This window comes from Kingella negevensis, assembly GCF_030177895.1.
Lineage (GTDB): Bacteria > Pseudomonadota > Gammaproteobacteria > Burkholderiales > Neisseriaceae > Kingella_C > Kingella_C negevensis.
Genome location: NZ_CP123448.1, coordinates 351,757 through 363,885 on the forward strand (window position 1 = coordinate 351,757; position 12,129 = coordinate 363,885).

Sequence of the window (12,129 nt, forward strand, 5' to 3'; positions counted from 1 at the left end):
ACCTACAATAAATCTTAAATTGGGACGACTTTAAAAGCCGTCCCTTTTTTTCAGGCTGCGAAAAAATGGTAAAATAGCCATTCAACTTTTTTCAAACACAACACAATCACAATGTCCAAAATCACCGTATCTCCCAGCCAAACCGAATTCACAGCCAACCCCGATGAAACCCTATTAACTGCCGCCATTCGCCAAGGCTACAACTTACCCCATTCCTGCCAAAGCGGTGTGTGCGGTTCATGCGCCGCCAAACTTATTTCAGGCAGCGTGCGCGAAAACCAAGAATACGACGACTACGTTCTCTCCGCCGAAGAACGCGCCGCAGGCAAAATTCTATTGTGCTGTTCACAAACCGATGAAGACATCGTGCTAGACATGCCGTCCTACGCAGGCGCAAAAGCCAAGACCGTCCGCACCTTGCCCTCACGTATGGGCAAAATCGAATTGCGCAGCGACGTAGCCGTGATTCGCGTAACGCTGCCCAAAGCTCCCCCATTCATCTTCCACGCAGGGCAATACATGGAAATTCTGCTCAAAGACGGCAGTCGCAGCTATTCCATCGCCAGCAGCACCCAACAAACCGAATCGCTAGAATTTCACATTCGCCGCCGCGAAAACGGCTTATTTTCCACACAACTGTTTTCAGGCAGCCTGAAAGAAGGCGCGATTATCCGATTGCGCGGACCACTCGGCTCGTTCTATCTCAGCGACAATCATCACAAACCCCTGATTTTACTCGCAACAGGCACAGGATTTGCCCCCATCAAATCCATACTCGCCCACATCGCCCAAACGCAGCCTGAAAGAACATTGCACGTTTATCACGGCGTTCGTCAGCAAACAGGTTTATACGATGAAACCGCCTTGCGCGAATTACTCGCCCAGTTGCCAAACGCCCGTTACACCCCCGTGTTATCGCAGCCTGAAAACGGCTGGACAGGCGCGACAGGCTATGTAACCGCCCACGTTTTGCGCGACTATCCCGACTTAAGCCGACACGAAGTTTACGCCTGTGGCTTGCCCAAAATGGTACACGACAGCCGCCATGCGTTTGTCAGCCAAGCCCAGTTGCCCGAAGCCGCCTATTTCAGCGACGTGTTCACCGCTCACATTTAAGGAAACTCCAAATGACTTGCCCCATCTGCACCGCCCAAAACGAAGAAATTCTCTGGCAAAACGACCGCTTGCGCGTGATAGCCGTCCACAACGAAGCCAATGCCCCCGCATTTTGCCGCGTGATTTGGCATGACCACATCGCCGAAATGACTGATTTGCAGCCTGAACAACGCGATGAAATCATGCACACCGTGTATCGCGTAGAAGCCGCCATGCGCCAAGTTTTGCAGCCTGAAAAAATCAATTTGGCTAGTTTGGGCAACATCGTGCCGCACGTTCATTGGCACGTCATCGCTCGTTTCAAAGAAGACGCGTGTTTTCCAGCGTCTATCTGGGCGCAACCCGTGCGCGAAGCCACTTTCAGGCTGCCTGAAGATTGGACAGCGCAAGTTCAAGCCTTATTAAATTCATAATCAAAAGGATAGAACCATGGCACCCACACTCTCACGTCGCCGCCTGTTGCAAGGCACATTAGTCGCCGCAGGCAGCAGCTTATTGAGTGCGTGTGGCAGCAGCACACCGCCGCAACAAGCCACACCCGTTAAACCCCAAAATCAACCCAAACGCCCAACCATGAACACACAACCCACAGCCGTAAACACCCCACGCAGCGCAGGCGACAACACCATGCGCATTTTCGCCTCATCAGGATTTTGCGAAGATCCAGCGCGTATTCAAGCAGGTTTAGACCGCTTGGCGGGCTCAGGTTTCCAAATCACCAACCACACCGCCGCCTATCGCCGTTTCCAACGCTTTGCAGGCAGCGATGCTGAACGCATTAACGATTTGCAAGACGTAGCGTTAGGGCGCGTCAGTACGCCGAAAGTGTTGATGGGTGCGCGTGGCGGTTATGGCGCAGTTCGCCTGTTGCCGCATATTGATTGGGGCAGATTGGGTGCGCGTATGCGTGAACAACAAACTTTGCTGTTTGGTTTCAGCGATGTAACCGCTATTCAGTTGGCATTGCTGTCTCAAAGTGGCATGCCAAGTTTTGCAGGACCGATGCTGTATAGCGAGTTTGCCAAACCCACGCCCGACACCTACACCATGGATAGCTTTATCCGCACGACTACGGCAAGTGAATTGACGGTTGCTGTGCCAACGTATCAAGCGCAGCGTCCACGCGCCATGGAAGGCATGCTGTGGGGCGGCAATTTGAGTGTGTTGGCTTCGCTGGTTGGTACGCCGTATATGCCGAAAGTGCAGGGCGGTATTTTGTTCTTGGAAGACGTGGCAGAGCAGCCGTATCGCATTGAACGCATGCTGCAAACGCTGCATTTGGCAGGCATTTTGCGCAGTCAACAAGCGATTGTGTTGGGCGATTTCCGCATGGGCAATATTCGCGATTCGTATGACAGCAGCTATGATTTGAACACGGTGGCGCAAACGATGTCGCGTGTGGCGAATGTGCCTGTGCTGTCGGGTTTTCCGTTTGGACATATTACGAATAAAACCACGTTCCCGTTGGGGGCGCATGCGCGTATTCAGCCCGATAGCGTAGGTGGTTATCAAATCACGTTTAGCGGTTATCCAACGCTGAACCCGAATGCGCTGAATTTGAGCGCGTTGCTGCCGCCGCCTGTGTTTGATTTCTCTGCTGAGAGTGGGGAAGTTGGCGCGGATAGCGAGTTTTAAAGAAAAATGCAGCTTGTAGGCTGGGGCGCGACCCAGTAAATTCACCCAGCCTATGGATTTTGTAGAAAGTTAAAGAAAAAAAGCAGCCTGAAAATATTTTCAGGCTGCTTTTTTAGAGTAATCATTTTAAAAATGGATAATTTTAGAGTAGAATGCCTATAAATGTTTTCAGGCTGCCTTACAGTACACGGAAAAATGAATGTGTAGGGTGTGTGCGGTACGCACGCGAGTGGATTTGTGCGTGAACAAGTTCACACAGCCCATAAAAGAATTGTTGTGTATTGAAAAGCTGCCTGAAAATCCACATTCAACAAGAGGGCTTTTCTATGCAAAACTTATTCAATCCATTAACTATTCGTGGTAAAAACTTAATCCCGATCGTGCAAGGCGGTATGGGCGTAGGAATTTCGGCTTCCAGCTTGTCCAGCGCGGTTGCGCGTGAAAATGGCATCGGCACAATCGCCAGCGTGGATTTGCGCCATTTGCATGAAGACTTGTTGGCAGACAGCAAAGTCAATCCGAGTGAAGAAAAATACACGCGCTTAAATCGCATTGCGCTTGACCGTGAAATTCAGGCTGCCAAAGCGCAAAGTGAAGGGCGCGGCATGATTGCGGTGAATGTGATGAAGGCGGTGAAAGACCACGCGGCATTGGTGCGTCAGGCGTGTGAATCGGGCGTGGACGCGATTGTGATGGGGGCTGGGTTGCCGTTGGATTTACCTGATTTGGTGGGGGATTATCGGAAAGATGTGGCGTTGTTGCCGATTTTGTCGGAATCGCGCGGCGTGGGGATTGTGTTGAAACGCTGGCTGAAAAAGGGCGTGCTGCCTGATGCGATTGTGATTGAACATCCTGCTCACGCGGCTGGGCATTTGGGTGCGTCTTCGGTGGCGGGTGTGAATGATGAGAAGTTTGATTTTAAACGGGTTTTGGAGGAAACGTTTAAGCTGTTTAAGCAGTTAGATTTGGAGCGTGAGAAGATTCCGTTGATTTTGGCTGGCGGTATGGCGAATTTCCAAAAGGTGTCGTTGGCGTTGCGTGAATGGGGTGCGAATGCGGTTCAAGTCGGCACGGCGTTTGCGGTTACGAAAGAGGGGGATGCGCATATTAATTTTAAAAATACGCTGGCTGGGGTGTCGCGTGAGCAGGTGGTGGAATTTATGTCGGTGGCTGGGCTGCCTGCGCGTGGGGTGGCAACGCGTTTTCTGTCGAGCTATATGAAGCGTGAGGAGAAGTTGCAGGCGAATGCGAAAGCTGACCAACGTCGTTGTACGCAGGGGCTGAATTGTTTGACGAGCTGCGGTCTGCGTGATGGTTTGCCGAATGCAGGGCAGTTTTGTATTGATTTGAAATTGGCGGAGGCATTTCGTGGGGAGGTGGATAAGGGACTGTTTTTCCGTGGGAAAGACCCGTTGCCGTTTGGGCAATCAATTAAGTCGGTGCGTGAAACGGTGGAGTATTTATTAACGGGGAATATTCACGCAGCCTGAAACCTTTGTAAAATCCCCATCGCCATGCGCTGTTGATGTACGTAGTCGCTTTTTGCGCTGCTATGGCTTTGAAAAATACTCAAATCTGGTTATTTGCAAAGGTTTCAGCTTGAAAAATAAAAAGCAGCCTGAAATTTTCAGGCTGCTTTTTTTATCGCAGATTACGCTTTATCTTTTGGTTCTTCCTGTTGTGCAACAGAATTTTCAGGCTGCGTATTCATTTCCGTTTCTGCTGCTGGCGTATTTTCTGCAACAGGCTCTTCCACTTCAGCTTTCGCTTCTTCCGTTTCAGGTAACACATCAAATTCCGCCTCATTGCGAACATTGTGGCTGTAATCTTTTGGCGGACTAGGCTGTTTGCCTTCCATGATTTCCAAAACTTGGTCGCGGTCAATCGTTTCCCACTCAACCAACGCTTTGCACATCGTTTCCATTTTGTCGCGATTTTCGCTCAAAATTTTGTAGGCAACAGCATATTGCTCGTCCAAGATACGGCGCACTTCCTCGTCCACTTCTTGCTGCGTTTTTTCAGAAATATTTTGTGAACGTGTTACGCTGCGACCCAAGAACACTTCGCCTTCATTTTCTGCATACACCATCACGCCCATTTTGTCGCTCATACCATAGCGAGTCACCATATCACGCGCAATTTGTGTCGCACGTTCAAAGTCATTTGACGCGCCAGTGGAAATGCGACCCACATAAATATCTTCGGCAATGCGGCCACCAAACAAAATCGCCAGCTGGCTCAACATTTGGTCTTTATACATCGAAATGCGGTCGCGTTCAGGCAGCTGCCAGGTCAAACCCAACGCACGTCCACGTGGCATAATCGTAACCTTGTGAACAGGGTCGGTAAACGGCAAACTTTCCGCCACAATCGCATGGCCTGCTTCGTGGTAAGCTGTTGCGCGTTTTTCATCTTCGTGCATCACCATGCTGCGGCGTTCAGGACCCATGTAGATTTTGTCTTTTGCATCTTCAAAATCGCTTTGGTCCACTTTCACTTTATTGCGACGACCTGCAAATAATGCGGCTTCGTTTACCAAGTTTGCCAAATCAGCACCAGAGAAGCCTGGTGTACCACGCGCCAATGAAGTCAAATCCACGCTTTCGTCCAACGGCACTTTTTTCGCGTGAACATTCAAAATCGCTTCACGACCGCGAATATCTGGTAACGGCACAACCACTTGACGGTCAAAACGACCTGGGCGTTGCAACGCTGGGTCTAACACGTCTGGGCGGTTGGTTGCAGCAATCACAATCACGGTTTGATTGCTTTCAAAACCGTCCATTTCTACTAACAGTTGGTTCAAAGTTTGTTCGCGTTCATCGTTGCCGCCGCCCAAACCTGCACCGCGTTGGCGACCAACCGCGTCAATTTCATCAATAAAAATAATGCAAGGCGCGTTTTTCTTCGCTTGCTCAAACATATCGCGCACACGGCTTGCACCCACGCCGACAAACATTTCCACGAAATCCGAACCCGAAATGCTGAAAAATGGTACGCCCGCTTCGCCTGCAATCGCTTTTGCCAACAAGGTTTTACCCGTACCTGGGCTACCTGCCAACAAAATACCGCGTGGCACACGACCGCCCAAAGATTGATAGCGGTTTGGTGCTTTCAAATAATCTACGATTTCTTGGACTTCTTCTTTCGCTTCATCGCAGCCTGCCACATCGGCAAATTTCACGGTGTTGGTATCTTTGTCCAACAATTTGGCACGCGATTTACCAAACGAAAATGCACCGCCCTTGCCGCCGCCCGATTGCATACGCATAAACCAAAACCACGCGCCAATCAGCAACGCAACAGGCAATAAACTCATGAATAAGCTGCTGAGCATACTCGGTTTTTCTTCAGGTGTTACTTTCATGCGAACATTATTGTTAATCAGCGTTTCCACCAATTTATCGTCCAACGGCGCATTGGTGCGGAACGTTGATTTATCGTTGCGCTCGCCCTTGATTTCATAGCCCGCAGGCGAGCCTTCAATATTCACATTGTTCACGCTGCCTGCTTTAACCTGCTGAATAAATTGAGAATATTCAATCAGCTGGCTATTGGTGCTTTTGCTATCCCCACGCATCGTCTGAATACCAAAAGCAATCGCAACAAATAAACCACCCCAAACGAGCAGATTTTTTAGGTTGTCTCTCACAGAAACAAACTCCTTCAATAAAAATAATAAAAATGTGTGTAAATTTTAAGGTAGTCTGAAAGCCTTGTCAGCGTTTATTTTTGCCTAATAAATAAATCTCACTAGAACGATTGCGCGACGCCTCAGGTTTGCGCGTTTGCACGGTGGCAAACACTTCGCGCATGGCTGCCAAATATTCTTGATAACCTGTGCCTTGGAATACTTTAACCAAAAAATTACCGCCTGTTTTCAAATGCTCACGCGCAAAATCTAACGCCAGTTCGCACAAATAAAAACTGCGCGCTTGGTCAATCGTATCGTTCCCCGACATATTGGGTGCCATATCGCAAATTACAAGGTCTAGCGGACGATTGCCGAGCAAATTTTCAAATTGTGCCAACACGTCGTCTTCACGAAAATCGCCTTGAATGAAATCCACGCCTTCTAAATGCTCCATTGGCAGAATATCCAGCGCGAACACTTTGCCTGATTTGCCTACCAATTTGGCGGCAATTTGCGACCAACTACCGGGCGCGCTGCCCAAGTCGGCTAACACCGTACCTTGTTTAATCAGTTTGTCTTTTTCGTTGATTTCCAATAATTTGTATGCGGCGCGCGCACGATAACCGTCTTTTTGCGCCCGTTTCACATACGGGTCGTTCACATGTTCGTGCATCCATGCGGGGGAAGATTTTGAGCGTTGTACCATGTTTTCTCTGTGTCGTTAAATAGCGTTTCAGGCAGCCTGAAAGATATTTTCAGGCTGCCTTTTCTTTTAAATAACAAATTACTGTTCTACAAACGCGCGTTCAATTAAATAATCGCCGCGAACGCCTGTTTTTGGAGAAGCTACTAAACCGAAGCTGTCCAAAATGGCAGCGGTGTCTGCATTCATTGGCATGCTGCCGCACAACATGGCGCGGTCGTCTTTTGGATTGATGGGCGGCAAACCTAAGTCTTCAAACATTTTGCCTGACTTCATCAAATCAGTTAAGCGGCCTTGGTGTTCAAATGGTTCGCGCGAAACGACTGGATAGTAAACCAATTTTTCACGCACCAATTCGCCTAAAAATTCGTGATTTGGCAAGTCTTGGGTGAAATGGTCGTAATATGCTAAATCTTGTTTGTGGCGCACGCCGTGTACCAAAATCACTTTTTCGTATTGTTCGTAAATTTCTGGGTCGCGGGTTACGCTCAAGAATGGGGCTAAACCTGTGCCTGTTGAAAGCAGATATAAGTGTTTGCCACCTTCATTCAAATCACTGGCAATGAGTGTGCCTGTTGGTTTTTTGCTGATGAGGATTTCGTCGCCGACTTTTAGGTGTTGCAAGCGGCTGGTAAGTGGGCCGTCTTGTACTTTGATGCTGAAAAATTCTAGATGTTCTTCCCAGTTTGCGCTGGCAACGCTGTATGCACGCATGAGGGGTTTACCATCTACCATTAAACCAATCATGACGAACTGTCCGTTTTCAAAACGTAAACTTTCGTCGCGTGTGCAGGTGAATGAAAAATAGGCGTCTGTCCAGTGGTGTACGGAGAGAACTTCTTGGGTGTTGAATGCTGCCATTGTTGTCTTTCTGTGGGTTGAATGGGGTTTCAGGCTGCGTTCTAAATGAGAATGTTTGTCAGGCAGCCTGAAAAATAGCCTGCGATTTTATGCAATTTATGGCTTGAATTCAAGTTTTAAGGGTGAATTTGAGTATTTATTCTTGATAAAATTCGATGGGCAATCCGTCTGGGTCAAAAATAAAGAAAAAACTTTTGCCTGTATATTCATCTATGCGGATAGGTTCGCAGCTTACGCCTTTGGCTTGCAATTCGGCGCGATAGCTTTCGGGGTCTGGGATGGTGAATGAGATGTGGCGTAATCCGCAGGCTTCAGGCTGCGTGATACGTTTGGGAGGATTGGGGAATGTGAAGAGTTCTAAAACGTATTCTTGCCCAATGCCTAAATCTAGTTTGTAAGACTGGCGTTCTGGGCGGTAGTGTTCGGCTAGGATAGTGAAGCCTAGGATTTCGGTGTAAAAATGCTTGGCGGTGGTGTAGTCGGAACAGATTAGGGCGGTGTGATGATGTTTCATAATGGTAATCTGAAAAATGCAGCCTGAAAGTTTTTTCAGGCTGCGTTTGTGTTATTTAAATAGGTTGTTTAAGGCGTTTTTTACTTCATTGGCTTTTTCTTCTAAATAATCGCCCACTTCTTCTAAGTTTTCTTCTGCGTCTTTCAACCAGCCTTCAAATTTGGTTTCCCATTCTTGGCTTTGGGTGCTGATGTATTGTTGAGCTTGTTGCAACTGGGTTTCTGCGTCTTTTTGCCATTCTGTGAATTTGTCGTCTGCTACGTCGCTTTGTTGGCTGATGAAGTTTTTGGCTTCGTTCAATTTGGCTTCTGCTTCGGCTTTAAATTGAGCTAATTTGGCTTCAGCTTGTGCTTTGTCGCCCAGTTGTTTGGCTTCGTTGCTTAGTTGGCTAAACAGGTCTTTGGCTTCGTTGATTTTACTTTCTACGGCGGCTTTGATGTCTTGTTCGTTCATGGTGGTTTCCTTATGTGGAGTGTGAAAAAAGGAAATTGTAGCATACATATAGTGGATTAAATTCAAATCAGGACAATGCGCTAGCGTCTGCCGTGTACGCGTAGTACATAAGGGCGTTAGCAACGCGGTACTGGTTTGAATTTAATTCACTATATTTCAGGCTGTCTGAAAGCATAAACCTTATTGCTAAAAAATCTTAACGCTATTTTAAAAGTTGGTTACAATTTATTTTTTTCGACGAAAAGGATTGTTATCATGTTTACACGCACTCTGGTAGGTTTTACGGTTGCTTTGGCTTTGGCGGCTTGTGGCAATCAAAATAATAATCAGCAAGCAGCTCAAGGTTCTGCGCCTGCTACTGCGGCAAAATCGGGTAGCTTGGGCGAGAAGTTGAAGCAAAAACAAACGATTTTAGTCGGCACAATGGGAACTTACGCGCCGTTCACTTATCATGAAAAAGACGGTAAATTGACGGGCTATGATGTGGAGGTTACTCGTGCAGTGGCGGCTAAATTGGGCGTGCAAGTGGAGTTTAAAGAAACGCCTTGGGACGCGATGATGGCTGGGTTGAAAGCAGGGCGTTTTGATGTGGTGGCAAACCAAGTTGCGCTGACTTCGCCTGAACGTCAAGCGATGTTTGACAAGGCTGAGCCGTATAGTTGGAGCGGTAAAATGATTTTGGCGCGTAAAGACCATGCGCCAATCGCGAAATTAGAAGACATCAAAGGCATTAAAACGGCTGTGATGTTGGCATCTAATTATGATGAAACGGCGAAAAAAATGGGTGCGGATTTGGTGCATACGGATACGATGGCGCAAGGTCTGACGTTGGTGCAACAGTCGCGTGCAGAAATTACGCTGAACGATGAATTGTCTTTGCTGGATTATTTGAAGAAAAATCCTGATTCTGGTTTGAAAGAGGTTTGGCGTACGCCGAAAGATGAAAAACTGGGTGCGGGTTTGGTCATCAATAAGAATGAACCTGAAGCGTTGGCGCAAATCAATCAGGCGATGAATGAATTGAAGGCAGACGGTACTTTGAAAAAATTGGGTGAGCAGTTCTTTGGTGAAGATGTGAGCCAACATTAATAAGTAAATGCAGCCTGAAAATGTTTCAGGCTGCATTTTTATTACATGGTTTCGCGTTGGCGTTTTTTCATTTTGGTTTTGATACGATTTTGTTTCAATGGTGAGAGGTATTCAACGAATAATTTACCTAACAAATGGTCTAATTCGTGTTGAATGCAAATTGCTAATAAACCATCTGCGTCTAAGGTGTGTTTTTCACCGTCCACGTCGAAATATTCAACGGTAATGGTTTCAGCACGGGTAACGGTGTCATAAATGCCTGGAACGGATAAACAGCCTTCTTCATAGGTGGTTTCACCGTCTTTTTTGGTGATGACTGGGTTAATCAAAACCAATAATTGATTTTTCTCTTCCGATAAATCAATCACGACTACGCGTTCGTGAACGTCTACTTGTGTCGCTGCTAAACCGATACCGCGCGATTCATACATGGTTTCTGCCATGTCTGACACCAATTGGCGAATGCGCTCGTCAATTTTTTCTACGGGCTTGGCAACAATGTGTAAACGTTCGTTTGGGTGAGTGAGAATAGGGAGTAACGCCATATAATTTCCTTGTAAGTGATGTATTTTGTTGTCAAATTTGTGGCATACTTGCGTTTTTCTTTACGTTTTTAGGCAGAGTACTAGCCTAGATACAGCAAAATGCACTATTATTACGGTTATCCGTTAAATAATGTAATTCAACAATGAGGCTTGTGATGAAAAAACCGATTATAACCTTGCTTTGCGCGACAAGCATGATAATTTCTTCTAATACTGCGATTGCAGAAACATTACGTATTAAACAAAATGCACCTGCACGCTACACAGTTAAAGAAGGTGATACTTTATGGAGCATTTCTGGTAAATACTTATATCGCCCATGGAAATGGCCGGTATTGTGGAACATGAACCGCCGCGAAATTGCGAATCCGAACCGTATTTATCCAGGTGATGTATTGGCATTGTCTTACGTGAATGGTCGCCCAGTGTTGCGTACAGACCGCAGCCGCACAGGTGGTATCCCTACAATTAAATTGCGCCCTCGTGTGCGTGATATGGGTTCTGGTTACGCCATTCCTGCTATCAATGCCGACTTCTATCGCATGTTCATGAAAACACCATTTTTCATGACAAACGAAGATTTATCTAAAGCCGCTCGTTTGGTGAGCGGTAGCGATAACCGCCTGTATTACTCTGATGGCGACCGTGTGTATGCAGATGGCGTAACTGAGCCAGGCACTTACATGGTGTTCCGTTTATCACGCAGCCTGAAAGACCCGCACACAAAAGCAAATTTAGGTCAATTGGTTGAATACGCAGGTGAAGCTTCAACATTGGCTACACCAAACAGTGCATTATCACACCGCACTTCAGAGGCACAACAAGCATTTGCACAAGAAGCTAATAAAGGCATTTTTGGTAAAAAAGACCAAACTTTGGCAGATGATGAATACTACGTTAAAAGCCCAACAAATGGTAAACCTGTCGTAACACGCACAGCGCAGCCGATGATGATTAACGGCGCATTGTCTGAAATTCGCAAAGGCGATTATTTGTTCAAACGCCCAGAGAATTTTGACGAATTCAACTACGTGCCACACGAGCCAGCTGGCCGTGTTGATGCCAGCATCGTGGATATTATGGATGGTGTGAGTGAAAGCGGCACGATGCAAACCATTATCTTAAACAAAGGTAAAGCAGACGGTTTAGATGACGGTACAGTTTTGAGTATTTATCGCCGTGGTCAGTTGATTAATTCTGATTATAAAGGTAATTCTAAAGAAACACGTTACGTAACCACACCTAACCAAGAAATCGGTTTAGCAATGGTTTACCGTACGGGTGAACACGTTTCTTCAGCGATTATTTTGGAAAGCGTAACCAACGTAAACCGTGAAGATTTGATTTCTAACCCAGGTCAAGATTTAGACACATTTGGGGAACGTCCAAGCGCAGCATGGAAAGACCCTAAAGACGCTAAATAATTTATTTTTGAAATGCAGCCTGAAAACTTTTCAGGCTGCATTTTTATTCTGTTTTTCAGGCTGCCTGAAAAAACAAAATCATGCTAAAATTCAGTATTTTCAACTCGTCCGCAGCCTGAAATCCTACCCATGCACATTGGGAAAAAAGTGTGCAT

12 protein-coding genes are annotated in these 12,129 nt (G+C 46.8%); 6 read left to right on the forward strand and 6 right to left on the reverse strand.

Annotation, left to right across the window (positions count from 1 at the left end; translation table 11 throughout):
• Positions 1 to 111: 111 nt before the first annotated feature.
• The 4 genes from QEO93_RS01915 (at position 112) to QEO93_RS01930 (ending at position 4,241) form a co-directional block, all read left to right on the forward strand.
• The gene (locus QEO93_RS01915) at positions 112 to 1,116 is read left to right on the forward strand and encodes a 2Fe-2S iron-sulfur cluster-binding protein (protein WP_032138167.1); all 1,005 of its coding nucleotides are present in this window, start codon (positions 112 to 114) and stop codon (positions 1,114 to 1,116) included.
• An 11-nt stretch (positions 1,117 to 1,127) separates the two neighbouring features.
• Positions 1,128 to 1,529: an HIT family protein gene (locus tag QEO93_RS01920; RefSeq protein ID WP_032138168.1), complete on the forward strand. Its 402-nt coding sequence runs from the start codon at positions 1,128 to 1,130 to the stop codon at positions 1,527 to 1,529.
• A 16-nt stretch (positions 1,530 to 1,545) separates the two neighbouring features.
• Complete coding sequence (locus tag QEO93_RS01925) at positions 1,546 to 2,751, forward strand: LD-carboxypeptidase (protein ID WP_032138169.1); 1,206 nt, start codon at positions 1,546 to 1,548, stop codon at positions 2,749 to 2,751.
• 326 nt (positions 2,752 to 3,077) lie between these two features.
• Positions 3,078 to 4,241, forward strand: a complete 1,164-nt coding sequence (locus QEO93_RS01930; protein WP_032138170.1) for an NAD(P)H-dependent flavin oxidoreductase — start codon at positions 3,078 to 3,080, stop codon at positions 4,239 to 4,241.
• A gap of 161 nt (positions 4,242 to 4,402) precedes the next feature.
• On the opposite strand, the gene ftsH is transcribed toward QEO93_RS01930, so the two are convergent.
• The 5 genes from ftsH to QEO93_RS01955 form a co-directional block, all read right to left on the reverse strand.
• On the reverse strand, positions 4,403 to 6,352 hold the full coding sequence (gene ftsH, locus QEO93_RS01935) for an ATP-dependent zinc metalloprotease FtsH (RefSeq protein ID WP_245190692.1): 1,950 nt from the start codon (positions 6,350 to 6,352) through the stop codon (positions 4,403 to 4,405).
• A 118-nt stretch (positions 6,353 to 6,470) separates the two neighbouring features.
• The gene (locus QEO93_RS01940) at positions 6,471 to 7,091 is read right to left on the reverse strand and encodes an RlmE family RNA methyltransferase (RefSeq protein ID WP_032138172.1); all 621 of its coding nucleotides are present in this window, start codon (positions 7,089 to 7,091) and stop codon (positions 6,471 to 6,473) included.
• A 78-nt stretch (positions 7,092 to 7,169) separates the two neighbouring features.
• A complete protein-coding gene (locus tag QEO93_RS01945) occupies positions 7,170 to 7,949 on the reverse strand; it encodes a ferredoxin--NADP reductase (RefSeq protein ID WP_032138173.1) in 780 nt (259 codons plus the stop codon).
• 136 nt (positions 7,950 to 8,085) lie between these two features.
• Positions 8,086 to 8,463: an SMU1112c/YaeR family gloxylase I-like metalloprotein gene (gene gloA2 / locus QEO93_RS01950; RefSeq protein WP_032138174.1), complete on the reverse strand. Its 378-nt coding sequence runs from the start codon at positions 8,461 to 8,463 to the stop codon at positions 8,086 to 8,088.
• Between the two features lie 51 nt (positions 8,464 to 8,514).
• Positions 8,515 to 8,916, reverse strand: a complete 402-nt coding sequence (locus QEO93_RS01955; RefSeq protein ID WP_032138175.1) for a hypothetical protein — start codon at positions 8,914 to 8,916, stop codon at positions 8,515 to 8,517.
• 255 nt (positions 8,917 to 9,171) lie between these two features.
• Between QEO93_RS01955 and QEO93_RS01960 the strand changes: the two genes are divergently transcribed.
• Positions 9,172 to 10,005 (forward strand): transporter substrate-binding domain-containing protein, encoded by an 834-nt coding sequence (locus QEO93_RS01960; protein ID WP_032138176.1) that lies wholly within the window; start codon positions 9,172 to 9,174, stop codon positions 10,003 to 10,005.
• 41 nt (positions 10,006 to 10,046) lie between these two features.
• On the opposite strand, the gene def is transcribed toward QEO93_RS01960, so the two are convergent.
• On the reverse strand, positions 10,047 to 10,550 hold the full coding sequence (def, locus tag QEO93_RS01965; protein WP_032138177.1) for a peptide deformylase: 504 nt from the start codon (positions 10,548 to 10,550) through the stop codon (positions 10,047 to 10,049).
• Between the two features lie 155 nt (positions 10,551 to 10,705).
• Here def and QEO93_RS01970 point away from each other — a divergent pair, with 155 nt between their 5' ends.
• A complete protein-coding gene (locus QEO93_RS01970; protein ID WP_032138178.1) occupies positions 10,706 to 11,974 on the forward strand; it encodes a LysM peptidoglycan-binding domain-containing protein in 1,269 nt (422 codons plus the stop codon).
• Positions 11,975 to 12,129 lie beyond the last annotated feature (155 nt).

Coding starts and splice junctions, on each gene's coding strand:
- QEO93_RS01925 (WP_032138169.1), top strand. CDS start 1,546: ATGGCACCCACACTCTCACGTCGCCGCCTGTTGCAAGGCACATTAGTC.
- QEO93_RS01940 (WP_032138172.1), bottom strand. CDS start 7,091: ATGGTACAACGCTCAAAATCTTCCCCCGCATGGATGCACGAACATGTG.
- QEO93_RS01945 (WP_032138173.1), bottom strand. CDS start 7,949: ATGGCAGCATTCAACACCCAAGAAGTTCTCTCCGTACACCACTGGACA.
- QEO93_RS01955 (WP_032138175.1), bottom strand. CDS start 8,916: ATGAACGAACAAGACATCAAAGCCGCCGTAGAAAGTAAAATCAACGAA.
- QEO93_RS01960 (WP_032138176.1), top strand. CDS start 9,172: ATGTTTACACGCACTCTGGTAGGTTTTACGGTTGCTTTGGCTTTGGCG.
- gloA2 (WP_032138174.1), bottom strand. CDS start 8,463: ATGAAACATCATCACACCGCCCTAATCTGTTCCGACTACACCACCGCC.
- QEO93_RS01915 (WP_032138167.1), top strand. CDS start 112: ATGTCCAAAATCACCGTATCTCCCAGCCAAACCGAATTCACAGCCAAC.
- QEO93_RS01920 (WP_032138168.1), top strand. CDS start 1,128: ATGACTTGCCCCATCTGCACCGCCCAAAACGAAGAAATTCTCTGGCAA.
- QEO93_RS01970 (WP_032138178.1), top strand. CDS start 10,706: ATGAAAAAACCGATTATAACCTTGCTTTGCGCGACAAGCATGATAATT.
- def (WP_032138177.1), bottom strand. CDS start 10,550: ATGGCGTTACTCCCTATTCTCACTCACCCAAACGAACGTTTACACATT.
- QEO93_RS01930 (WP_032138170.1), top strand. CDS start 3,078: ATGCAAAACTTATTCAATCCATTAACTATTCGTGGTAAAAACTTAATC.